This is a genomic window from Nostoc sp. KVJ3 (genome assembly GCF_026127265.1).
GTDB lineage: Bacteria > Cyanobacteriota > Cyanobacteriia > Cyanobacteriales > Nostocaceae > Nostoc.
Genome location: NZ_WWFG01000001.1, coordinates 1,002,161 through 1,029,059, shown reverse-complemented (window position 1 = coordinate 1,029,059; position 26,899 = coordinate 1,002,161). Strand labels below are relative to the sequence as shown.

The 26,899-nt window shown below is 44.7% G+C and carries 9 protein-coding genes and 2 pseudogenes; 8 read left to right on the top strand and 3 right to left on the bottom strand.

Going from position 1 to position 26,899, the window contains the following annotated elements:
- Positions 1–16 precede the first annotated feature (16 nt).
- The 7 genes from GTQ43_RS04300 to GTQ43_RS04265 all read left to right on the top strand — a co-directional run bounded on the left by GTQ43_RS04300 (position 17) and on the right by GTQ43_RS04265 (position 22,823).
- Entirely contained in the window at positions 17–1,288 is a 1,272-nt protein-coding gene (locus GTQ43_RS04300) for a type I polyketide synthase (RefSeq protein ID WP_265270991.1), read from the top strand.
- Positions 1,282–11,646 carry a type I polyketide synthase gene (locus GTQ43_RS04295; RefSeq protein WP_265270990.1) on the top strand — a complete coding sequence of 3,455 codons (10,365 nt, stop codon included), beginning with the start codon at positions 1,282–1,284 and terminating at the stop codon, positions 11,644–11,646. Before GTQ43_RS04300 ends, GTQ43_RS04295 begins: the two co-directional genes overlap by 7 nt.
- A gap of 156 nt (positions 11,647–11,802) precedes the next feature.
- Positions 11,803–13,101: an IS4 family transposase gene (locus GTQ43_RS04290; protein ID WP_265273659.1), complete on the top strand. Its 1,299-nt coding sequence runs from the start codon at positions 11,803–11,805 to the stop codon at positions 13,099–13,101.
- Between the two features lie 146 nt (positions 13,102–13,247).
- Complete coding sequence (locus GTQ43_RS04280) at positions 13,248–13,856, top strand: beta-ketoacyl reductase (protein WP_321162397.1); 609 nt, start codon at positions 13,248–13,250, stop codon at positions 13,854–13,856.
- 63 nt (positions 13,857–13,919) lie between these two features.
- Positions 13,920–14,282 carry a four helix bundle protein gene (locus GTQ43_RS04275; RefSeq protein WP_265270988.1) on the top strand — a complete coding sequence of 121 codons (363 nt, stop codon included), beginning with the start codon at positions 13,920–13,922 and terminating at the stop codon, positions 14,280–14,282.
- Between the two features lie 114 nt (positions 14,283–14,396).
- Positions 14,397–20,057, top strand: a complete 5,661-nt coding sequence (locus tag GTQ43_RS04270; protein WP_321162396.1) for a MupA/Atu3671 family FMN-dependent luciferase-like monooxygenase — start codon at positions 14,397–14,399, stop codon at positions 20,055–20,057.
- 273 nt (positions 20,058–20,330) lie between these two features.
- A complete protein-coding gene (locus GTQ43_RS04265; protein ID WP_265270985.1) occupies positions 20,331–22,823 on the top strand; it encodes a non-ribosomal peptide synthetase in 2,493 nt (830 codons plus the stop codon).
- On the opposite strand, the pseudogene GTQ43_RS04260 reads toward GTQ43_RS04265, so the two are convergent.
- Positions 22,795–22,983 (bottom strand): annotated as a pseudogene (locus GTQ43_RS04260) (IS4 family transposase); the annotation flags it as partial. The gene GTQ43_RS04265 and the pseudogene GTQ43_RS04260 sit on opposite strands and share 29 nt — an antisense overlap.
- A gap of 399 nt (positions 22,984–23,382) precedes the next feature.
- On the opposite strand from GTQ43_RS04260, the pseudogene GTQ43_RS04255 reads away from it, so the two are divergent.
- A pseudogene (locus GTQ43_RS04255) lies at positions 23,383–24,695 on the top strand (IS701 family transposase).
- Positions 24,696–24,781: 86 nt separating this feature from the next.
- On the opposite strand, the gene GTQ43_RS04250 reads toward GTQ43_RS04255, so the two are convergent.
- Together GTQ43_RS04250 and dnaB are read right to left on the bottom strand one after the other, a co-directional pair.
- The gene (locus GTQ43_RS04250; protein WP_265270983.1) at positions 24,782–25,537 is read right to left on the bottom strand and encodes a hypothetical protein; all 756 of its coding nucleotides are present in this window, start codon (positions 25,535–25,537) and stop codon (positions 24,782–24,784) included.
- Entirely contained in the window at positions 25,512–26,885 is a 1,374-nt protein-coding gene (gene dnaB / locus GTQ43_RS04245) for a replicative DNA helicase (RefSeq protein WP_265270982.1), read from the bottom strand. Before dnaB ends, GTQ43_RS04250 begins: the two co-directional genes overlap by 26 nt.
- Positions 26,886–26,899 lie beyond the last annotated feature (14 nt).

Sequence of the window (26,899 nt, the reverse complement as noted above, 5' to 3'; positions counted from 1 at the left end):
TTTAGATATTTTTAAGATGGCCACAAATCAAGAACCACCCCTCTCTCCCACAAAACGAGCATTACTAGCACTAGAGCAACTCCAAAACAAGTTAGATGTCCTAGAGTATGCCAAAGCTGAACCGATCGCCATCATCGGTATGGGTTGTCGATTTCCCGGCGGTGTTAAAGATCCTGAGTCTTTTTGGCAGATGCTACACAATGGCACTGATACTATTACCAAAGTACCGCGATCGCGTTGGTGCATTGACGATTACTACGACCCCAAACCGCAAACACCTGGGAAAATTTCCGTTGCCGATGGTGGTTTTCTTGAGGACGAGATTGGTGCTTTTGACCCCCAATTCTTTGGTCTTTCCCCTCGTGAAGCCACCTACTTAGACCCCCAGCAACGTTTGTTACTCGAAGTTAGCTGGGAAGCCTTGGAACAGGCTCACATTGTTCCCCAAAAATTATTTAATAGTCTGACGGGCGTTTTTGTGGGGATTGGAGCCAATGATTACGCTCGGCACTTAGAGCAAGCCGGCGTTTCAGATGCCTATATAGGTACTGGCAATGCCCTCAGTGTTGCAGCAGGCCGGATTTCCTATGTGTTGGGTTTAACAGGCCCCAGTTTAGCTGTAGACACATCCTGTTCCTCTTCATTGGTCGCTGTTCATTTAGCTTGCCAAAGTTTACGTTTGCAGGAGTGCCATCTCGCCTTGGCGGGGGGTGTAAATCTCATACTATCTCCAGCCACCAGTATCATTTTTTCCCAAGCGGGGATGCTTGCCCCTGATGGTCGCTGTAAAACATTTGATGCTCAGGCTAATGGTTACGTCCGGTCTGAAGGCTGTGGGATGATTGCCCTGAAGCGGCTATCTGATGCCCAGCGTGATGGCGATCGCATCTTCGCCTTAATTCGGGGTTCTGCGGTTAACCAAGATGGGCCAAGTGGGGGACTCACCGTACCTAATGGCCCCTCTCAAGAAGCAGTCATTCGTCAGGCGTTAAAAAATGGTACGGTTGAACCTGCACAAGTGAGCTACATTGAGGCTCACGGTACAGGTACTTCTTTAGGAGATCCCATTGAGGTGGGGGCATTAGGTGCTGTTTTTGGCTCTAGTCATTCCCCAAGCCAACCCCTGAATTTAGGCTCAGTCAAAACCAACATTGGACACGCAGAATTTGCCGCAGGTATCGCCGGATTAATCAAGATTGTCTTGCAGTTGCAACACCAAGCGATCGCCCCCACCTACATTTCCATCAACCCAACCCACACATCAACTGGGCAGATTTACCTGTGGTGATTCCCACACAGACAAAAGACTGGTTGCGTGGCAATACGCCAAGAATAGCAGGGGTTAGTTCCTTCGGCTTCAGTGGCACAAATGCCCATGTGGTGCTGGAAGAAGCCCCATTAAAGGAGCAGGGGAGGAGTGACAATGGTATTTCCCCTCTGCCCCTCTACCCCTCTACCCCCCATCCCCTCTGCCCCCTTGCCTCTTCTGAGCGTCCCCTCCATCTTTTTAGCCTGTCAGCAAAGAGTGAAACGGCTTTATTGCAGTTGGCTTTAGCGTATCAAGCTTACCTGGAAACTGCGCCAGAATTAGAGTTAGCTGATGTTTGTTTTAGTGCGAATACTGGGCGATCGCATTTTAAGCACCGTTTAGCTGTTGTAACCAGTTCCTTAAACGAACTGAGGCAAAAACTAGGGCAATTGATAGCTCAAGAACAAGTTTCAGGTGTTTACTCTGGACAAAGTAGTACAACATCACCCAAAGTAGCTTTTCTATTTACCGGACAAGGATCGCAATCAGTTAAAGGGAACAGCGAACAGCGAACAGGGAATTCACTGTTGTCCGTTGCCTGTTCCCTATTCCCTCAACCGAAGTTCGGTCAGCAACTCTATCAAACTCAGCCGACATTCCGCCAATCTATAGATAGGTGCGCGACCATCTTACATTCCTTGGGGAATAAAAATCTGCTAGAGATACTTTATCCATTCACAGGCACACAGGAAACGGCTGATAGCGAAGTGGCAATATTTGCTTTTGAGTTTGCCTCAGCACAAATGTGGCAATCTTGGGGTGTCAAGCCAAGTATTCTCATAGGAGATGGTATAGGTGAATATGTTGCTGCTTGTTTGGCAGGAGTTTTCAGTTTAGAAGATGGACTGAGGCTGATTGTTGCCCGTAGTCAATTATCTGAAGAATTTGTAGCCATAGCAGAGGCGATCGCCTACCATTCACCAAAATTACCCATTGTCAGTAACGTTACTGGTCAAATTGTGAATGCAGACATCGCCTGTGGCCAATATTGGGTTAACCACCTGCACCAAACGGAAACGGTTGTTCAAAGCATACAGACACTCCAGACAGAAGGCTACAAAGTTTTTCTGGAAATTGGGACACAGCCAATGTTGTCGGAAATGGGAGTTAGCCTTCCTGAAAGCGAAGTGCTATGGCTGGCTAGTTTACAGCCAGGGCAAGATGAATGGCAGCAACTGTTGGCAAATTTGGCACAGTTGTATGTCCGAGGGGTAGCAATTGATTGGTCTGGCTTTGAGCAAGACTATGCCCGCCACAAAGTCACTTTGCCCACTTATCCCTTTCAAAGACAACGCTATTGGATTGAACGTCAAGGCGATACGGCTGACAGCCCGATCGCCGCATCAACCTCAATTACCGAGGCTGTTGGCTCGGAGGGAACAGGGAACGGGCAACAGGCAACAGTAAACTTCTGTTCCCTTGTCCCTTGGTCTGAAGCCTCCTTTTTTAAAGTCCCTGTTCCCTGTTCCCTATTCCCTATTCCCTTTAATGGTCATCCATTGCTAGGACGGCAGGTGCATTTAGCGGGTTCTCAAGAAATCCGGTTTGAATCGGAAATTAGCAGCGATCGCCCATCCTACATTCAGTACCATCGAGTTTATGACCAGGTAATTTTACCAGCAGCCAGTTTTTTTGAGATGGCTCTCTTTGCAGGCATAGCTGTTTTCGGTACATCGGCGTTAGTTTTAGAAGATGTGCTGGTGCAGCAACCATTAATCTTACCAGCAAGGGAAAACAAAGCACTCCAGCTAGTCGTAACACTAGAAACAACCACTGCCGCATCTTTTAAAATTTTTAGTTTAACCAAGGTTGGCGAAGCAGCTAAACCGATGGAAACTTTACACGTATCGGGTAAAGTTTCCATCGATACCCAATCCCAATATCCTCACCCGGTTGACATTGCAGCGATTCAAGGGCAACTGTCTACAGAACTATTGGCTGAGGACTTTTATCAGCTTTTAGAATCTCTGGGCATTGACATCGATCCGCCTTTGAGAGCCTTGCAACAAATCCACTATGGAGACAGCGATGCTCTCTATTCCTACCAATTACCCCAGGAGTGGATGGGCGAAAGCATTCCCTATACGATTCATCCGATTTTACTCGATGGTTGCGTTCAGGTAGGTGGCTTTAGTGCTGCCTTGTTTCAAGAGGTTGAGCGCGAAACCTATTTGCCGTTTGGAGTAGATCGATTCCGCTTTTACCGCAGTCCGAGCGATCACTGTTTGTGCTACAGCCAAAAACTAATCTCAGAAAATGCCGACCGGACTAACGCAACCCTGAAAGCAAATTTGGTACTTCTAGACTCTGATGGCACGGTTTTTGCCACATTAGAAGGATTGCGATCTAGGCGAGCTACTGTCCTGGCTGTGGGCAAGAGCGATACCCAACCCATAGCTAACTGGCTTTATGAGGTGGAATGGCGGCTGCAAGCTAGGTTTGGGCAGCCATTAGCACCAGAATTTTTGGTAACGCCTGGAGAAATTGCTGAGAAACTCACTCCAGATTTGTTAAATCTAATTGCTCAGGTCAATCTCGAACCTTATGGGCAGTTTTTACACCAGTTAGAAAGTCTCAGCGTCAGGTATATTTGGCAAGCTCTACAAACTTTGGGGTGGCAGTTCCAGCTTGGGGATGTGATTTCAGAAGCGGCGCTCATCCAACATCTTGCGGTTATACCTCAAAAACAGCGACTTTTCCATCGCCTCTTGCAAATCTTAGCAGAGGAAAATATTTTGCAAGACAGTGGCGATCGCTGGCAAGTCCGGCAATGTCCAGTTTGGGAAACGCCAGAGGAAATCAGCTATGCCGATGGGGAAGTGGAACTGACGTTGTTGACGCGATGCGGCGACCAATTGAGTGCTGTGCTGCGGGGTGCTTGCGACCCCCTACAATTAATTTTTCCCAATGGTGACTTAGCTTCAGCCACTCACCTTTATCAAAATGCCCCTGGTGCAACAGTAGCGAACACCCTCGTTGAGAAAGCGATCGCTCACGCCTTGGCAGCACTACCCAGCGATCGAGGTGTGAGATTGCTAGAAATTGGGGCTGGTACTGGGGGAACCACTAGTTACCTCTTGCCTCAACTTCATCCCCAGCAAACAGAATACGTCTTTACTGACTTGGGATCTATATTTCTGAGTCAGGCGAAGGAGAAGTTCCGAGACTACCCCTTTGTGCGCTATCAAACTTTAGATATTGAACGCGATCCTGCATCCCAAGGGTTTGCACCCCATCAATTTGATGTGGTGATTGCGGTAAATGTCCTCCACGCCACAACCAACCTCAGCCAAACTTTGCAGCACGTCCGGCAGTTACTAGCTCCAGGAGGACTGCTGCTGCTGTTAGAGGGTACTGCACGCCAACGGTGGCTAGACCTGACTTTCGGCTTGCTGGAAGGTTGGTGGAAGTTTCAGGATAATGACATTCGCCCGGATTATCCCTTGGTCAGTCAGGTTCAGTGGGGGCAACTGCTCAGAGAAAATGGATTTGAGCAGGTGGTGACTTTTCCAGGCGATCGCTCTCCAGAAAATGCGCTTTCCCAGCAGAGTTTGATTGTTGGGCGATCTAGCGCAGTTGCGGTTGCTCAGTCCACCCCCAAAAGTTGGATTATACTGGGCGATCGCAATGGCATTGGGCAGCAGCTAGCCAAACGCTACCGAGATGCGGGAGACATTTGTAAGTTGGTCGTTCCCAAATCAGGATTCCAGCCATACCAACCGGATGATGTGGCGATCGACCCCACTGATCCCAAAGCTATTTTTGAACTCATTGCCCAAGTTGCGGCACAGGCTCCCTTACAAGGCGTAATCCAGTGCTGGAGTTTAGAGAATGCAGAAACCCTAGCAGCAGCCTCACAAATCGGATGTGGGACTACCCTGCATTTAGTTCAAGGCTTACTGAAAGCAGGGTTATCTACACTGCCCCGACTGTGGATTGTCACCCAAGGAACCCAACCAGTACCGGGAAATGCTCCTTTGATGTCATCTATTGCCCAATCTGCTGTTTGGGGTTTGGGTAAGGTGATTACTCTAGAACATCCAGAATTAGAATGTACTCGTATCGATCTCGATCCCAATGCGGATGTAGAAGTCCAAACAGCAGCACTTTGGGCAGAAATTTGCGATCGCACCGCAGAAGATCAGGTGGCGTTTCGAGAAGGCAAGCGTTATGTGGCACGATTAGCCCGTAGCCAGTTTGCTCCCAATGAAAGGGAACAGGGAAGGGGGAACAGGGAACAGAGAACTCTTCTCTCTTTCTCAGACGAGGGAACTTACTTGATTACTGGGGGGCTGGGAGGCTTAGGATTGCTAGTGGCGCGGTGGATGGTAGAACGGGGAGCTAAACACTTAGTTTTGGTGAGCCGCAGTAGCCCTGAAGCAGAGGCTCAAGCCCAGGTTGCCGCATTAGTAGATGCGGGGGCTACCGTGACCATCGCCTCAGCCGATGTGACTAACTTTGAAGCCATATCCAATGTTATTGCCGATATCGATCGCTCTCTCTTCCCTCTCAAAGGAATAATTCATGCTGTTGGTGTTCTAGATGACGGGGTACTGTTGCTGCAAAATTGGCAGCGATTTGCCCCTGTCATGGCTCCCAAGGTGCAAGGAGCCTGGAATTTACATCAATTGACCCAAACTCACAAACTTGACTTCTTTGTGATGTTTTCATCCATAGCTGCTTTGTTTGGCTCTCCTGGTCAAGGTAATCATGCGGCTGCGAATGCGTTTTTGGATGCCTTGGTACATTATCGCCGCACCTTGGGGCTAACTGGCTTGAGCATCAACTGGGGTGCTGTCTCCCAAGTAGGGGCTGCGGCTAAACAACAAGCTGATATTCGCGGGCAAAATCTGGGATTGGGGGCGATCGCTCCCTCACAAGTGCTGGAAATTCTGGAACATTTGATGTCAACAGCCGCAGTAAATGTTGGGGCTGCACCGTTGCAATGGTCTTCAGAACTGCGACGGTGGTTGTCCCGTCCCTTTTATCAGGATTGGCAAGAGGCTGCTGAACTTAGTACTCGCCCTGTTGAAGGTGACTTCCTCCAGAAATTGGCTGCGGTTGCGAACAGCCAACGGCGAGAACTACTGGTGAATCATGTCCAAACCCAAGTTGCTCAGGTGCTAGGTCTGGAGTCAGGGCAGGCGATCGCCCTAGAGCAAGGCTTTTTTGAACTGGGTATGGATTCTCTGACCTCTGTGGAACTGAGAAATCGCTTGCAGGCGAGTTTGGGAGTATCCATCCCCTCAACGGCTGCCTTTGACTACCCCACTGTGGGCGAGTTGGTGGATTATCTTGCCGCCTTAGTCATAAATGACAGGGAACAGGGAATAGGGAATAGGGAACAGGGAAATAGCACACATCTAGTTTTACCAGTACCGGAGGAGCGAAAGGCAATTCCTCAACAAGTCCCATCCACTCCGACTATCTTAGTAACAACTAAAAATGAGCTGATCGCTATTATTGGCATGGGTTGCCGATTTCCCGGTGGTGCGGATAGTCCCGATGCCTTTTGGGAGCTTTTATGCCAAGAGGTTGATGCCATTACCGAAGTGCCGAGCGATCGCTGGCATCTTGATGAGTATTATGACCCTAACCCGGATACTCCAGGGAAAATGTACGCCCGTTATGGGGGATTTGTGGGCAATTTAAAGGAATTCGATCCCCACTTTTTTGGGATTTCTCCCAGAGAAGCGATCGCCCTCGATCCTCAACAGCGATTACTTTTAGAAGTCAGTTGGGAAGCACTGGAAAATGCCACTGTGAATCCTCAACAGTTAGCAAAAACTAAAACTGGCGTATTTCTTGGCATTTGTAATGATGACTATACCCGTCGTCTTGGCAAACTCGATTTGGCAGAAATGGATGCCTACATCAGTACGGGTAACGCTCATAGTATCGCATCGGGTCGTCTTGCCTATATTTTGGGGTTGACAGGCCCTTGCTTATCTGTTGATACAGCTTGCTCTTCCTCCTTAGTGACTGTACATTTGGCTTGTAAAAGTCTGCGCGATCGCGAGAGCAATCTGGCAATAGCCGGGGGAGTGAACCGCATTTTTTCGCCTGAAGTATCCATTAGCTTCTCCAAGGCGCGAATGCTCTCTGTGGACGGTCGCTGTAAAACTTTTGACGCTGCTGCCAACGGCTTTGTTCGCTCTGAAGGGTGCGGTATGGTGATACTCAAGCGATTGAGCGATGCAGTTGCCGATGGCGATCGGATTTTGGCTGTAATTCGTGGTTCTGCTATCAATCAGGATGGGCGCACTAGCGGTTTAACTGTTCCCAGTGGGCCATCCCAGCAAGCAGTCATCCGTCAAGCTTTGGAGAATGCCCAACTAACACCAACTGATATTAGCTATATCGAAGCTCATGGTACTGGCACAACATTAGGCGATCCCATCGAAATAGGAGCTTTAGGTGCTGTGTTTGCAGCCAGTCATGCCCAAACGCAACCTTTAGTTGTGGGTTCCGTGAAAACGAACCTGGGACATCTGGAGGCGGCGGCGGGAATTGCTGGTTTAATAAAAGTAGTCTTGCAGTTACAACATCAGCAAATTGCGCCTCATCTCCATCTGCGGCAACTAAATCCATATATAGATTGGGAATCACTACCCATCGAAATTCCTACACAACTGATGCCTTGGCAACCTCCAAATGAGCATCGCATCGCTGGGGTGAGTTCCTTTGGCTTTAGCGGCACTAATGCTCACATCATTTTGGCAGAAGCGCCTGTTGTGGTGCCAACAGATGCCATCGGCAATCGCCCCATTCATCTATTTACCTTATCTGCCCAAAGCGAACGGGCATTACAGGATTTATCCCAGCAATATCAAGATTATTTATTGCGTCACCCACAAATTGCAATAGCAGATATTTGCTTTAGTGTCAACACCGGACGTGGACAATTTGACCATCGCATGGCGATCGCTGTCACCTCTACCACCGAATTAGTAGAAAAATTGGCTGCTGGTCAAGGGTCTGCTGCTGAAGCAGTTGCAGGGATTTTCCGAGGCTACCTGCCCAACCAACGCCGGAGTCCCAAAATCGCATTTTTGTTTACAGGTCAAGGTTCTCAGTATGTAGATATGGGAAAGACCTTATATCAAACTGAACCTAAGTTTCGCCAAGCACTACAGGAATGTGAGGCGATTTTACACACTGAGTTAGAAATTCCCTTGTTGGAGATTTTATACCCAACAACAGAGAAAGAAAAGGCGGCAGGATTACTGCAACAAACAGCTTATACGCAACCAGCCTTGTTTGCTCTAGAATATGCTTTAGCTCAACTCTGGCAATCCTGGGGAATTCAGCCAGATGTAGTTTTGGGGCATAGTGTTGGGGAGTATGTAGCCGCTTGTATTGCGGGAGTTTTTAGTTTAAAAGAGGGACTTAAGTTAATTGCCGCACGGGGACGGCTGATGCAATCTGTACCTGGTGGCAAAATGGTGGCAGTTTTTGCTTCAGAGTCTCAGATTCGACCGTTTTTAGATCCATACAGTGATCGCGTCGCTATTGCGGCGGTGAACAGCCCGCAAAATGTGGTAATTTCCGGTGAGACAAAGGTGATCGCAGCGATGGCGCAAACCCTGGAAGCCAACGGCATAGTCTGCAAACCTCTGGTCGTGTCTCACGCTTTCCACTCGCCGTTGATGGCACCGATGCAAGCATCGTTTGCCCAAGTGGCAAAGCAGGTGAATTATCAACCGCCTCAGCTAACTTTGATTTCTAACGTCAGCGGACGAGTAGAAAATGAAGTGTTAGCTACTGCCCAACATTGGGTTAATCATATCCAACAACCAGTTCGGTTTATTGAAAGTCTCCAGACCTTAGCACAACAAGGAGTTACCCATTGCCTGGAGATTGGCCCAAGCCCCATTTTAATTGGTATGGGAAGGCAGAGCTTACCAGAAAGTGCGATCGCTTGGCTGCCTTCTTTACGGTTTAGTCAACCAGATTTAACCCAGATGCTCGAGAGTTTAGGTCAGCTTTATACTCAAGGCGTAAAAGTTGATTGGCAGGAGTTTGAGCGCCCTTATCCTAGAAAAAAAGTAGTTTTACCCACATACCCATTTCAACGAGAACCTTATTGGGTAGATGAAAGCAAAGTCAGCACTGCCTTACAAAAGAAAACACCAGAGTTTAAACCCAGCCAACCCCCACTTCATCATCCTTTGTTGGGTCAAAGATTGCGGTTAGCAAGTTCCACTCAAATCGTTTGTTTTGAATCCCAACTCAGTGCCAAAAATCCCAGTTATCTGCATCATCATCGCGTTTTCGGCAGGATTGTACTACCAGGAGTGGCTTATGCAGAAATTATTTTTGCTGCTGGTGTTAATGTTCTCAAATGCGATCGTTTAATTATTGAAGATGTCACCATTCATCAGGCTTTGATTTTGCAAGAAGATGAAGTGCGGACAGTTCAGACGATTTTCAGAGCAGAAACAGCCAATGTTTACCGTTTTGAAATTCTCAGTACTCGCTTGGATACTGCCGAGTCAGATGACCTGCAAACAGGAATTGCCTGGCATCTCCATGCTTCTGGCAAATTATCGAAACCCGAACAGGCAAAGCCACCTGAAGTCATCGATATAGCACTTTTACAGCAGCAATATACTACAGGCAACAGCATTGAGAGTAATTATCAACGACTTGATGCGATCGGGTTCAACTATGGCTCAGACTTCCACGCTGTACAAGCATTTTGGTTAGATGCTGACCAAAACGCCTCTCTTTGTTCTTTACAATTACCGCCCCAACTGGCAGACGAAGCAAACCAATATATTATCCATCCAGTGCTAATGGATGCCAGCGCCCATACTATCAATGCTGTACTTTCCTACAATATTGGTGAAGATGATATCTATCTACCGATTGGATTTAAGCGAGCAGAACTTTATCGCCGTCCAGCGAATCCTCAACGTTTGTGGAGCTACACGCAACTGGATAAAGTAGCTGGGATGAATCAGCAAGTAATCACCCAAAATGGTTACTCGCTGGACGAAGATGGCACTGTTATCGTGCGGGTAGAGGGTTCGTCTGGTAAACGAACGAACCGCCGGACACTGCTTCGCATCCTGCAAGAGCAAGGTAAAACAGAAATTCAAGATTGGCTGTATCAATTAGAGTGGCAACCTTGGCGAGATTTGGGCGTTAAAGGGAACAGGGAACGGGGAACAGGGAACAGGGAAGATGTTGAGACGGCAACCCTATTTCCTCAACCGCAGGTTGGTCATTGGTTAATCTTGGCTGATGGCAGTGGTCTTGGTCAACAACTGGCAACTGAGTTACAAAAGCAAGGTAATACCTGCACGATTGTCTTTGCTGGAGATAGTTATCAGCAATTAGGAACTGATATTTACGCGATCGCTCCCTCGGTTTTAGAAGATTTTGACCGTTTATATCAAGAAGTAATTGCTCCAAATCACCCAGAATATATTGTGCATCTGTGGAGTTTAGATTCCTTCAGCTTAGATACTCTAGCCCAAACTGCAACTAAGGGCTGTACTAGTCTGTTATTGTTGGTGCATTCGCTTCTCCAGCCAACTCAATCCACATTGCCACGGCTTTGGATTGTGACTAGGGGAACGCAAGCTTTAATAAAGGGAATAGGGAATGGGGAACGGGGTTCCCTCCACCAAAGGTCGCTGCCACAGGTTCCTTTGTGGGGATTTGCTCGTGTGGTTGGGCTAGAGCATCCTCAACTTTGGGGTGGTTTAATCGACCTCGATACTTATGCTCCCACCCCAGAACTCGAAGCCCAACAACTCCTGAGTCAACTGGTTGATTCCCAAGGGGAAGACCATTTAGCCTTACGAGGTGGACAGGTTTGGCGATCGCGTTTAGTCAAACAACCCATGACACGAACGCAACGCCAATCCTTCCAAGCAGAGAATAGTTACCTCATTTCCGGTGGTCTGGGAGCTTTGGGACTATCAGTAGCAGGGTGGATGGCTGAATCAGGCGCAAAGCATTTGGTATTAACAGGACGGCACGCACCCTCTGCTGAAGCCCAAGCAGCGATCGTCCGTTTGCAGCAAGCTGGTTTAGAGGTGCGAATCGCAACCGTTGACGTAGCAGATGCCCCAGCTATGAGGAAATTAATCGCCGAAATTCAAAGTAGCCCACATCCTTTGCGGGGTATAGTTCATGCGGCAGGTATAATTGATATCCAACCCATTGAATTAATGCAGCCCAGTCAGTTAGATGCTGTTTTTCACCCGAAGGTGATGGGCGGTTGGGTACTGCATGAGTTAACCAAGGAAATACCCCTGGAGTTCTTTGTCAGTTTCTCCTCAATTGCCGCAGTTTGGGGATCTAATGGACTTGCCCATTGGTGACAAGTTAAGGAAAAGGAGAAATTGTCAAGGGTGATATTTGTAGTGTTCAAAAATAGTGGGAAACTCAATCTAGACAAGTAATTGAGCGATTGAGACTTAGCCATGACCACCAGCAAAAAAACCAATAGAGACCATGCCAAAAAGAAACACAGACCAATGGTGGAAGACGAAGTAATTGCAGAGCAACTGGAAAGATTACTGACACCAGCGATTACAAATCAAGAAAATTACTACCGAAAACTAGGACTCAGGGAACGGATACTGAATTTACCATTGATGATGGCTGCGGTGCTGACCTTGTTATGGAGAGATGTAGCAGGAGTCAGGGAACTGACAAGAATGTTAGCCAGAGACGGTTTTCTGTGGTGTAATCCCACAAAAGTTAGTCAACAAGCAGTATCACAGAGATTTTTGACATTTCCATCAGAATTATTTGAAAAAGTATTTAAAGATTTATTGCCTAGTTTGAGAGCGGCTTGGCATAGTAGAAATAAACGTCCATTACCAGAAAGTATTCAGTTTACATTATTAAAATTCGAGAAAATTTGGATAGTAGACGGGTCAACACTGGAGGCATTGTTTAGGAAAATACAAAGTTTAGAGGAAGCTCAAAGAGGACAATTAGCAGGAAAGATGAGTACAGTCATTGATTTAATGACCAGATTACCTGTAGAAATTTGGTTTGAAGAAAATCCTAAAGCTTCTGATACTAAACTAGAAGAAAATATCCTAAATTTAGTTAGAGCCGGAACTTTACTCTTATTAGATAGAGGTTTTTATCACTTTAACTTTTGGCATCAATTAATCGAGAATAAAGTTGACTTTATTACCAGAATAAAGAAAGGAGCAGCAATCAAAGTAGAACAGGTGTTGACAGATAGTTATGGACTGCGAGACCGGAAGATACGTCTCGGTTCTGGCACTAAAAAGACTCCGTTTATAACTTTACGTTTGATTGAAGTAAGGTCGGGAAAAACATGGCATTCTTATTTAACCAGCGTCCTAGACCCTCATGTTTTACCCCCTTATGTAGTAGCAGATTTATATCGGCGGCGTTGGCGAATTGAAGATGCTTTTAATATAGTCAAAAGACTCTTGGGGTTAAGTTATTTATGGACAGGTTCAATTAATGGAATTAAGTTACAAATTTGGGCGACGTGGTTATTTTATGCGGTTTTAGTAGATTTAGGTGATGCCGTAGCGGATGAACTCTCTCTACCCTTTGATGAAATCTCATTAGAAATGATTTATCGTGGTCTTTACCATTTTACAATGGCTCATCAAAAAGGTAACACAACAGATACTATTAAGTATTTTGCTGACCCTCAAAATCGAGATTTAGGTATTATCAAACAGAAGCGAAAACCAAACGTTAAGTTAATTGTCGCTCCTTTTCCTGATCTCCAACGAGGGTCTGACCAGTTTTTTTTCAGCGATTCTCTCAAAGCCTCTTGACAAAAGACTTACAGCTTTAACTTGTCACCAATGGACTTGCCCACTATGCCGCCGCTAATCATTTCCTCGATGGACTAGCCCATTATCGGCACAGCCAGGGATTACCTGCTCTGAGTATCAATTGGGGGCCTTGGAGCCGTTATGGTATGGCTGCTTCCGAAGAGGGTCAAGCTTGGCTAGCTCAAAATGGTGTCAGAGCGTTATCACCAGAAATGGCGATCGCTGCTCTAGATTACCTCATGGGAACAACTAACGTGCAAACCGTTGTTGCAGACATGGAATGGCAGCGATTTAAGCAACTCTACCAAACCAAAGGACGAGGATTGTTGTTTGGGGACATTGAAACTCAGGCACAACCCCAACCGCAAACTTCAGAGCGGCGAACCGAGATTTGGCAACGCTTAAGCGAAGTCGAGTTAGCAAGCGATCGCCAAGAAATTTTAACAGCTTATTTCCAGCAAGAATTAGCACAGGTGTTGCAATTAAATTTATCGACTCAAATAACTACCGTTAACATTGAGCAGCCCCTAGATACGATGGGTCTTGATTCTTTGATGATGTTAGAGTTACGCAACCAAGTTCAGAGAGATTTAGAGGTTGACATTCCAATGGTTAAATTGATGGAGGGAATTACGCTTTCAGAATTAAGTACGCTTGTCAATGAACAGTTATCAGAGAATTTAAAAAATACTACTAATCAAGAAACAATCAATTTAGAGGAAAAAAATGATGATTGGATTGAATTAGAAATCTAGATTATAGCAGGGAAGAGGAAAGAGGGAAGAGGGAATAGAGGAATAAAATAAGTGGTTTTTGTTATGTCAGAAATTAATGATTTTAAAGACTTAAAGATTTGGCAAAAAGGCATGGACATCGCCGAAAAATGTTATTTATTGACTAAAGCTTTTCCTAAAGATGAGTTGTATGGGATGGTACAACAAATTAGAAGGTCTGCGGCATCTATTCCAGCTAATATAGCAGAAGGTTATGGAAGAAGATCAACGGCTGAATATATCAGATTTCTTAATATTTCCCAAGGCTCAATTAACGAATTAGAAACACATATTATTTTATCTCATAGAGTAAAATTATGTACTCATACAGATATAGAATCGATTATTTCTTTACTACGAGAAGAGAGTCGAATGATTATTGCTCTTATTAAAAAACTAAAACAATGACTTCTATTCCCTTTTCTTAATTCCCCATTCCCCATTCTCTGTTCCCTGCCCCCTATTCTCCATTCCCTATTCCCTATTCCCCATTCCCTATTCCCTCCTATATTTAATTCTCCAATGGAATTACTAAATTTCTTACAAAATCTCTCCCTAAAAGGTATCCAACTTTCACTCAAAGAAGATGGAAATCTGCGGATTGGTGGTTCAAAAGCAACCTTAAATTCCACCATTATTGAAAGTCTCAAACAGCGAAAAGTTGAAATTATAAAATTACTCCACAATTGCCCAGATATTTTTGATGTTCATCCCCTTTCTTATGGACAAAAAGGCTTATGGTTTTTGTGGCAACTCAACCCTGACAGTGCAGCCTATCACATGGCTTTTGCTTGTCGAATTTATTCCCCGTTACAGATTGATAGCTGGTATGAAGCTTGTCAAATATTATGCGATCGCCATCCAAATTTAAGAAGTACTTTCCCTCAACGAGAATCAGGGCCAGTTCAGTGGGTGCATCAAACCTTCAAGGCTGACTTTCAATGGATTGATGCCTCAAGTTGGCAAGAATCAGAGTTGCACGACAACGTAATTGAACAGTATAAAACACCTTTTAATCTCGAACAAAATTCCCCCATGCGCGTTCGAGTCTTCACTCAAAACGAAGAAAAACATATTTTATTAGTGACAATTCACCACATTGCAGGTGACGGATGGTCAATTGAGCTTGTGGTGAACGAACTGTTATCTTTGTACGCTGCTATCAGCACTGGACAAACACCGAGTTTGCCGCCACTGGATCGCACTTATCAAGACTACGTACAGTGGCAGCAAAACTTATTAATAAGTCCACAAGGGGAAAAACTTCGTAGTTACTGGCAACAACAGCTTGCAGGACAACTGCCTATACTACAATTACCAGCAGATCGTCCGCGCCCCAGTTTTCAAACCTACAACGGTGCTTCTCAGTTTTGCCAATTACCAAATTCCTTGGTTGCCAAACTCAAGACTCTGGCGACAACCGAACGCACAACCCTTTATGTAGTGCTGCTGACGGCTTTTCAAATTTTGCTATATCGCTACACTGGTCAGGATGATATCTTAATTGGATCGCCGTTAGCCGCAGGTCGCAGCCAGTCGCAGTTTACAGCCGTTATTGGTAATTTTATCGATCAAGTGGTGTTGCGGGGGAAATTGGTAGGCAATCCCACCTGTAGAGAACTTCTTGCTCAAAACCGCCGCACTGTTTTAGAAATGTTTGCCAATCAGGGTTATCCTTTCCCTCTGCTGGTAGAAGAACTGCAAGTTCAACCCAATCCTAGCTATCACCCTATATTTCAAGTGGCTTTTATCTTGCAGAACTTTCGGCAATCGCCAGTTATGGAAGCGCTATTGTCACCAAAAGCCGTTCAAGAACCAATTACCTGGCACAACTTACAATTAGCACCCTTGGAAATGCCTCAGCAAGAAGGTCAGTTCGATCTCACGCTGGAAGCTGTAGAAACAAGCGAAGCGGTTTATACGGTGTTCAAGTACAATGCTGACCTCTTCAATGCAGATAGAATTGAGCGAATGATGGGACATTTGCAGACATTACTTGAGGGAATTGTTACTAATCCTGACAGTCCGAGCGCGACACTACCACTGCTCACTAACATAGAACAGCAACAATTATTGGTGGATTGGAACCAGACAAGTATTGACTATCCACAACATTTATGCATTCATCAGTGGTTTGAGCAACAGGTTGAGCGGACACCAGAGGCGATCGCTGTGATATTTGGCAACCAAACCTTAACTTATCGAGCCTTAAACGAAAAGTCAAATCAATTAGCTCATTACTTGCAAAGTCTTGGCGTTCAACCAGAGACATTAGTGGGAATTTGTGTTGAGCGATCGCTAGAAATGGCGGTCGGTCTACTGGGGATTCTGAAAGCGGGAGGAGCTTACGTACCCCTAGATCCAACCTATCCTCAAGAGCGATTGACATATATGCTCTCGGATGCCAATATATCGGTTTTACTCACTCAACAACGATTACTAGCAATTTTGCCAGTTATTTCAGCGCAAATTATTACTCTAGACGCAGATATCAGACAATTACCGCCAAAACTGGAAAATCCGCAAACAGAGGTCAAATCCCATCATTTAGCTTATGTTATTTATACTTCCGGCTCTACAGGTCAACCTAAAGGGGTGATGGTCGAACATCGCCAAGTGGCAAATTTCTTTGTTGGTATGGACGAACGGATTGGGGGAAATGGTGGCGTATGGCTGGCCTTGACGACGATTTCCTTTGATATTTCGATTCTAGAAATATTCTGGACTCTTGCTCGTGGCTTTCAGGTAATTTTGCAGGACGATCCCAAAAATATATCTCCTACAAAAATATCTTCTCTGACAAAACCCAATACCAAGCCCTTGGAGTTTAGTTTGTTCTATTTTGCCAGCGATAATCAGGCGTTAGAGGGAACAGGGAATACGGGACAGGGAACAGGGAATGGGGAACAGGGAGTGGGGGAGGTGTTGGATAGGGATCTAAACCTTGGCAAATACAATCCTCCCAAGGAGACGAAGCTTCTAAATCCTCACTGTTCCCCCTTTCCTGTTCCCCGTTCCCTCAAGGAGACGAAGCTTCTAAATCCTCACTGTTCCCCCTTTCCTGTTCCCCGTTCCCTCGAACAGTACAAACTACTTATTGAAGGAGCAAAGTTTGCCGATCGCAATGGATTTACTGCGGTTTGGATACCAGAACGTCATTTTCATGCCTTTGGAGGTATTTATCCTAACCCTGCTGTTGCTGCTGCGGCGATCGCCACAATTACGGAACAAGTTCAGATTCGGGCTGGTAGTGTCGTTTTGCCCCTACATTCAGAACTGCGTATTGCTGAAGAATGGGCATTAGTTGATAACTTATCCAATGGACGGGTAGGCATTTCTTTTGCTAGCGGCTGGCAACCCAATGATTTTGTGCTAGCTCCCGATCACTACGCCGAACGCAAAACAATTATGGCACAAGGAATCAGCACAGTGCGGCAACTGTGGCGAGGAGAAGCGATCGCGCTTTTAGATGGCACAGGTCAGACAATAGATGTCCAAACCTTTCCGCGACCCGTGCAACCCGAACTTCCTGTTTGGGTAACTGCGGCGGGTAATCCAGAAACTTTCCGTTTGGCGGGAGAACTAGGTGCAAACGTTCTCACCCATCTATTGGGGCAGAGTCTTGAGGAGTTGGCAGCGAAAATCAAACTTTATCACCAAGTTTGGCAAGAGCAAGGCTATGCAGGTACGGGTCATATTACTCTGATGCTACACACCTTCATTGGTGAAGATTTAGAAACCGTGCGCGAACAAGTCCGTCGCCCTTTGTGCAACTATCTTAATAGCTCGATGAATTTAGTACTTAAAATGTGGGACGGGACGGATTTAGCTGCTCAAGTTAAATCCTGGGATGAGGGCGATCGCGAAGCTTTACTCTCATTTGCATTTAACCGTTACTTTGAAACTAGTGGATTGCTAGGAACACCAGAAAAATGCCTAAGTCTGATTGAGCGTTTGCAGACAATTGGAGTGGATGAAGTAGCGTGTTTGATTGATTTTGGCATGGATGTTGATTCTACTCTGTCTAGTCTCAATTACCTCAAAGAAGTGAAAGAGCGTAGCAATTTAGGAACAAGTAACCACGATCCAGAGCATTCCGTACTAGCTCAATTGCAGAAATATCCGGTATCTCATCTGCAATGCACTCCCTCCTGGCTACGAATGCTGATGACAACCCATAGTTTACATCCACTCAGGTCGCTGCAAGCCTTAATGGTGGGGGGAGAGAGTTTGTCCCCATCCTTAGCGCAGCAACTTAAAGAAGCAATACCAGGGAAAATTTACAATATGTATGGCCCCACCGAAGCTACGATCTGGTCAACTACCCATGCCATTGATGTTAGCGATCGCAAAATTCCCATCGGTCAGGCGATCGCTAATACCCAAATTTACATTCTCGATCGCTATCTTCAGCCTGTTCCTATTGGAGTCCCTGGGGAATTACATATTGGTGGTGCTGGACTTGCACGCGGCTATCTTCGTCGGACTGATATTACCCAAGCCAAGTTTATTCCTAATCCCTTTAGCACCGAGCCAAAAGCGCGGATTTACAAAACTGGCGATTTAGCGCAGTATTTACCCGATGGCAGCATCGAGTTTCTGGGGCGCATTGATAATCAAGTTAAAGTTCGCGGCTTCCGCATCGAACTTGGTGAAATCGAAACGGTACTTAACCAGCATTCTCAGATCCGCGAGAGTTGCGTCATTGTTCGTGAAGATACAGCCACGACAGCCGCTTGCGAGCAACAGCGATTGGTGGCTTATTTTATTTCCCATCAGCAACCGCATAGCGATCGCCAAAAACTGCTCAAACTTCCTAATGGGATGACAATCAACCATTTGAGCGCTCACCAAACCAATGCGCTTTACGCCGAAATCTTTGAAAATCAAATCTATCTGAAGCATGGCATCACCCTTAATGATGGTGATTGTGTTTTTGATGTGGGTGCAAATATTGGTTTATTTACATTATTTGTGCAGCAGAATTTTTCCAACACCACAGTTTACGCTTTTGAACCGATTCCGCCCACATTTAATATTTTGCAAGCAAACTTGAGTCAATACAGCCCTCAAGTGAAACTGCTTGAATATGGTCTTTCTCATCAACAAGAAACGGTTAAATTTACGTTCTACCCAGAAATGTCGGGAATATCTGGGCGTTTTGCCGAACCAGAAAAAGATAAACGAGCCGCAAAAGCGATGATTATCCACCAGGTCGAAAATGGCGTAGTAGGACGGCAAGGAATACGCTCTCAAGAAGGAATCGACGATTTTTTAGCAGAACGATATCGTAGTGAAACTTATCTGTGTCAGTTAAAAACCCTTTCTACCATTATTCGCGAGTATAAAATAGAGCAAATTGATTTGCTCAAAATCGATGTTGAGAAAAGCGAGTATCTTGTCCTTGAAGGTATTGAAGAACAGGATTGGCCGAAAATTAAACAACTGGTGATCGAGGTTGATGGCTTGGAGAATCTGCAAAAAATTACTACTCTATTAGAACAAAATAATTATCAAGTTTCTGTGGATGAATACATTATTTCTAAAGGCGAACAACCCGATAGTAATATTGAGGTTTATATGCTCTACGCCATTCATCCCAACAGATCGATACGCAAATCTCGTGAAACTAAATCTCAAAGGAAGCAGCATTTAGAGCAATTTTCTGGAAAGAAATTATTATCAGTATCCACATCAGAACTGCGCCAATTTCTCAAAGCAAAGTTACCAGAGTACATGATTCCCAATGATTTTGTGCAACTTTCGGCCTTTCCCTTAACGCCTAATGGCAAAATCGATCGCCGAGCACTACCACTTCCATATTCTCAAAACCAACGCAATCAAGAGTTTGTTGCCCCACAGACAGATATAGAACAAGCGATCGCTGATATTTTTGTCGCAGTATTAGGTGTTGAGGCTGTAGGCATTACTGATAACTTTTTTGAACTTGGAGGACACTCTTTTCTAGCCACCCAAGCTATTGCTCAGATTCAAGATACATTCAACATTGAAATTCCCTTAAGGGCACTGTTTGAAGCAAATAATGTTGCTGATTTGGCGATTATAGTTGAAGAAATCCTATTAAAAGAAATTGAAGAATTAACCGAAGAAGAGGCTGAAGCATTAGTTAAGAGGGAACAGGGAACGGGGAACAGGGAACAGGAAAAAAACCTGCCCGAATAATTGGGTGTGAGAGCAACTAAATTTATTTATGAAAATAAATAAATAAATATCAATACGCTTGGGTTAAGCATTTTTTTCTCTTCTCTCTGTTTACTCTGCGGTTCGTTAAAAATTTGAATTTGATAAAGAGTTTTAGTCTTAACCCAAGCGTATTGAAATAAATATGGTTCTTTAAGACTCATATTTGATTTTTGAAAAAAACTCAGTACACTTTTATTCCCCATTCCCTATTCCCTGATTAAAAACGAAAAGTTAGGCGCAACCGATTCTAGTATGGAAATTCCACCACAACCTTTCTCAAATCGAAAATCACAACTTTCTGCGGCAAAACGAGCCTTGCTGGAAAAACGTCTGCGGGGAGAGTTAGTTAGTCCCGCGAAAACGCTAACTATTCCAAAGCGATCGCCTGAAGCTACCTTATTGCTTTCCTTTGCTCAGGAGCGATTGTGGTTTTTCAATTTACTAGAACCAGATAATCCAGCCTACAACAGTTCCTTTAGTCTCAAACTATCGGGACACCTAGATATTGCAGCACTTGAACAAAGCGTTAATAGCGTCATTGAACGCCACGAAATCTTGCGGACTAACTTCACTACAGAAAACGGCGAGCCCCAACAAGTTATTCATGCCCATCGACCGATTACCCTATCCCGCATCGACCTGCGTCATCACTCGGTACCGGAGCAAACTGCTGAAGTTAACCGTTTAGCTGCCGAACATTCCCAACATCCCTTCGATTTTGCCCAAGCACCTCTGCTGCGAGTCATGATTCTCCAGCTAGGAACAATAGATTATATTATCTTGACGACAATACATCACATCATTAATGATGGTTGGTCAATTGGGATTTTTATTCAGGAACTATTTACCTTTTACCAAGGTTACAGACAAGGAATAGAGCCAATTTTGCCAGAGTTACCGATCCAGTATGCAGACTATGCTCTCTGGCAACGGCAATATTTACAGGGTGATGTTCTTGAAAAACAATTAAATTACTGGAAACAGCAACTTGCTGGCATACCGTCTCTGCTGCAATTACCGAGCGATCGCCCGCGTCCACCAGTCCAAACTAACCAAGGACAAACCCTAGCCTTTAGCCTAAACCCAACATTAACTCAACAACTGCGACAGTTGTGCCAGAATGCTGGTACAACTCTCTTCATGACGCTGCTAGCAGCATTTGCCGTATTGCTCTACCGCTACAGTGGACAGGAAGATATTGCCATCGGTTCCCCCATTGCTAATCGCGATCGCACTGAAACCCAGCATCTGATCGGTTGCTTAGTGAACACAATAGTTCTGCGAACTTACTTAGAAAATAATCCGAGTTTTACCCAGCTTTTAGCGCAAGTCCGAGAAACTACCTTAGAAGCTTATGCCCATCAACAAATTCCTTTTGAAAAAGTTGTAGAAGCACTACAGCCTGAGCGTAACTTGAGTCATACTCCCCTATTTCAGGTGATGTTCGTTCTCCAAAATACTTCCATCGCCCCCTTAAAATTACCTGGGTTAACTCTGACACCTTTACAGCCTCAAGTCAGCACTGCCCTATTCGATTTGACCTTAACCTTTGAAGAAACTGCTACAACTCTAGTTGGTTCCTGGGAATACAGCACCGATTTATTTGCAGCAGACACCATTACTCGGATGACAGGACATTTCCAAACCTTACTGGAAGCAATTGTAGTCAACCCTGCTCAAGGTATTGGTGAATTGCCTTTACTGACACCATCTGAACTACATTTGATGCTGGTTGAGTGGAATAATACGGCTACTCCGTACCCAAAGGATTACTGTTTTCACCAACTCTTCGAGCAACAAGTCCAGCGCACCCCTGAAGCGACTGCTGTCGTCTTTGACAATCAGCATTTAACTTACCAAGAACTCGATCTCCAAGCTAATCAACTTGCCCATTACTTGCAAACAATTGGTGTTGGTGCAGAAGTTTTAGTAGGATTGTGCGTTGAGCGATCGCTCGATATGGTAGTTGGAATCCTGGGAATTTTTAAAGCGGGTGGTGTTTATGTTCCCCTTGAGCCAACTTATCCCCAAGAACGACTGGCTTATATCTTGGCAGATGCCTCAGTAGCAGTATTGCTTACTCAAAGGAAATTAGCCGATCTATTGCCGAAACACCAAACTCAGATTGTTTATATTGATGACGATCGCCTGTTGTCTCCACAGCAAAAGACACCTCCGATTTGCCAGAGTCAGCCTCACAACCTAGCCTACGCGATTTATACTTCAGGCTCAACAGGACAACCCAAAGGTGTTCTCATTGAACACTTAGGGTTACTCAATCATCTCTATGCCATGATTGCTAACCTTGACCTCAAGGAAACCGATGCGATCGCCCAGACAGCACCGATTAGCTTCGATATCTCTATTTGGCAAATCCTGACTTTACTGCTAATTGGTGGTAGAGTACACGTTTTTAAGTATGAAATTGTGCGCGAACCAGTCCAACTGCTCGAACAGATTGAGCGTCAAGCAATCTCTGTCCTCCAAATAGTTCCCTCACTCTTAAAAATGTTGCTTGAAGAGGTTGAGCGATCTCAGCCTCAGATCCCACACCTCTGTAAACTGCGTTGGTTATTAGTAACTGGCGAAGCTTTTGAGACTAATCTCCAAGATTGGTGGTTCGACTATTATTCTCATATTCCCATGATGAATGCTTATGGTCCTGCTGAATGCGCTGATGACGTAACTCTTTATCCTTACGGGGGGACAAAAAGGGCTAGGATGCAGATAGAAGAAGCCTCATAGCCCTCTCTCCTTGTTGGTAGTACTTCCGTTTATTAGGATTTAATCTCAATAATTCAGTCACTAACTCATCGTAACTTTCTGTGAAATTGACCCAATTGTGTCCATATAGCCCAATATCAGTAGACCTAAAAGTTCTGCGATGCCTGCGGCGGGCGTAGCCATCGCTAAAAAGTAGTAGTGTATGATACCATTTTTAGAAAATGGAAAAAATCTGCTCCGTAGCGATAAATGATAAGATGGGCTTATTGATTAGCGAGAAGAATCAACCAAAGTCACCCAGATAGTAAACAAATTTCGCAGGCTACCCCATAGTTGCAGTCATTCACTCCTTCCTGAGCTAAACGCTTTTCGATTACGCCTTTTTCCCGTGTCAGATCGCCAAATGTTGTGAAGCCAAGGTGATTGAGCGCTCCCTGGGGCGGGGGGACATCGACCGACGTATGAGGAAGTCAAGAAACAGACTGCGTAGCAACCTTGTTTTTCATCTCTGGGTTAACCCTCTTGTGTCACTATCGCGGTAGTATAATAATGTACAAAACCTAGAACGAAGACACAGAGCATGGTAGAGCCTCGTTCACCCATTAAAACCGTTAAGTTTGTGGATGAATATTGCTTGTGGTATAAAAACCTGTTTTCAGATGTTAGGAATTTTGAAGCTTTCAAATATCTACATATAGGATGCATTTCTGATTTAAAACGGAAAAGTCTACCTGAAATAGCGAAAATTGTCGGGCTAGATAACTATCAAGGACTACATCCTGCACTTAACTACATCATCATGGTCAGTAGAACAGTTAAGAGCTTTGCGATTGAAACTAATTTTAGAGGTACTAAAAGGAAGACCAATCATTTTAATTATTGATGAAACAGGAGATAAGAAGAAAGGCACGACTACAGATTATGTGAAACGGCAGTACATCGGAAATTTGGGAAAGGTTGAGAATGGAGTTGTAGCAGTCACCGCGTATGGTATATTTTGCAGGATGACTTTTCCCCTACTATTTGAAGTATACAAGCCACGGGAAAAATTAAAGCCAGGAGATAAGTATCTTACCAAGCCTCAAATCGGGGCAATGCTAATCAGAAAACTACAGTTAATGGGTTTCAAATTCAACTTGGTGCTGGCAGATAGTTTATATGGAGAGAGTGGGACGAATTTCATATCAGTGCTAGATGAACTTGATTTAAATTATTTAGTGGCGATTCGCTCAAACCATTCTGTAGACTTACTTAAAGGGCAGTACACTCAATACTTCAAGTGGCAAAGGTTTAAAAGAGTGTTCTCTGACTTAAGCAGTGAGAATCGGTTTATTCGAGAAATAATTCACGGAAAACGTGGAGAACATAGATATTGGCAAATTACCACAGACACTGAAACATTACCTGGAAACTCTACCTGGTATGTTATGAGTAAGTATCCAGATATTACACCAAGAGAGGTTGGGAATTTTTATGGTTTAAGAACATGGGTAGAATATGGCTTAAAACAAAGTAATGCAGGAGTTAGGTTGGGCTGATTATCGTTTTACTCGCTATGAAGATATTGAGCGATGGTGGGAGATTGTATGTAGTGCTTACCTCATGGTTAGTCTTCATTCAGAATCTCTGCATCCTTCTCCCCCAGATCCTAAATCAACATTTGCTTCTCACCCCTGGTGGGATCATGGTAAAGGTTGGAAGAATATTCTCAACAATCTGCGTTTAGTTATTCAACCTTTTATTTTATTTAACCTCATATATCCCTGGTTAACAGTCTTTCCTATTCCTCAACTGTCTTTGGGTTTTTCTCAACTTCGATCCATTGTTTATAGGCTAACTTCTCCAATTTTTCTCTTCCTGGCTCAACCCGAATTCTATTTTTCTTCTGCCTAAAGTGACACAAGAGGGTTAAGTTGCTACCCCTAAAAACGTTATATGGTATTTACGATTTGCGCGGCTTTTCTAAGGATGAGGTTTTTCTATAATTTTACTCGCAATATTGACAAAATCTCTTTGACTGGCGCTTTATCTGCTTCTAGCTTCTCTATTCTCCCTAATAATCGTTTTGGAATATACTTGCACTTTTTAACCAAGCGATCGCCATCTTTCCAAAACTCATAGTGATACCAAGCTTGGGGATAATCTTTGCCGTGAAGGGTGATGGTTTTCCACTGAATGGAGCCACTACCTAATCCTTTGTGTCGTCTAGTTTTACTAGGGTTATTTTTACTGGGGGGTATTTCTTTGTGTCGTCTATTTTTACTAGGGCTGTTTTCGATATCCCCCAGTAATGTGTTTTTACTAGGGCTAGGCACAACACCCAGTAATGTCAAAATTTCTCTAATTGGGCGCTTCTTGAACTCTGCTTCTTGAATATCCCCAAGTAAATGCTTGGGAATGTACTTGGTCTTCTTTCTCCCTTGTTCCTGCCAATGATAATAAGCCTGGGGATAGTCCTTTCCACCCCTAGTAATGGTGCGCCAATAAATAGTGCCGTTACCCTCACCCCAATTTCTGCGCTTTTTACTAGGGTTGTCAATACTTGGAGTTATCTCTATTTGTTGAGAGTTTTTACTAGGGTTATCTTTACTGGGGGGTATCCCTACTTCTTCAAAATTTTTACTAGGGCTATTATCAATACCCCCCAGTAAAAATTCCGATACAGGAGGCGGATGGTTTTGACAGGAGTTTGAGGACTCCGATATTCCATCACCGCAAATTCTGGATAATTCCATAGGACTTGTCAAAAAATACCGTTGCTGTGCCTGTTTCACCGTGTCGTGCCTTAGCCATGATGAGTTCTAATATTCCTTGATCTGTAGTATCTGAGTTGTAGTACTCATCCCGATAAGCAAGAATAATATTGTCTGCCACCATTTCTAAAATTCCCGATTGGCTGAGGTCGCTCATCATTGGGCGCTTATTCTGTCTGCCCTCAACTCCCCTAGAGATTTGCGACAGTGCTAACACGGGTACATCCAGTTCCCCTGCCATTTTGTAAAGTCCTCTGGCCACATCTCCTAGTTCATAGCTGCGGTTGCCCCCTGAATCCTCTGCCATCATTTGCAGGTAATCAACGACAACTAACCCAAGTTTTCCCTCTTTAGCCTTAATTTGACGGCATTCTGATGCAATTTGTGAAACGGTGATACCCCTTGAGTCATTCATATAAAGCGGTAGTTCTGAAGCAACACTGACGATTTTGGCAATGCTTGTAAATTCCCAGTCTGCTAGGGGTTTATTACCTGAGCGATGTCTGCGAATGCGATCGCTCTTCAGTGGCGTTAATCCTAAATGTTTGTAGGCATTGGTGACGCTAATTAAACTCCACAGCCTGTACTCTAATTGTTTCTTTGTCATCTCCAACGAGAAGATAGCCACAGGTAAATCGTGGAGCAATATCATCTTGAGAGCTAGTTGTAGCGAAATCTGGGACTTTCCCATTGACGGTCTACCCGCAACTATGGTAAGCGTACCGCCTTCAAATCCGACCATTAAATTATCGAGTTCATCAAGTCCTGTAGAGTAGATAGGGCTTCCTGAATCTAATTCCTTGTAAGCAGTAATACTAATTGTGCTGTTGTGTTCGGTGTTTGAACCAAAGCTTTGGTTAGAAAGCTGGAATACTTTCTGTTGCGATTGATCAAGGATTTTGGGTAACTCAGTTTCAGTTTCATAACCCAAATGGACAATCTCATTGCCAGCTTTGATTAACTGCCGCCGCAGGTATTTTTCCATTACTAACCCTGCCAAAGCGTCGATGTTCACAGCTGACACCGTACGGTCTACCAGAGTTGCTAATTTATTTCTCCCGCCAATACGGACTAGTATTTCATGGTCAGTCAGCCAACTGGTGACAGAGAGCAAGTCTGTAGGTTTACCCTGGCTATGAAGGCGTAGCGCTGCTTGATAGATATCTTTGTGAGCGCTGATGTAAAAAGCTTCTGGAATCAAAGAATCGCTCACTCTACCTATTGCTTCTGGGTCAAGCATGATACCGCCTAAAATCGCCTCTTCTGCCTCGATATTTTGCGGTGGCAGGCGATCGCTACCATCACCTTGGAAACTTAGTTGTTCTGTCATAAGCAACTTGAAAC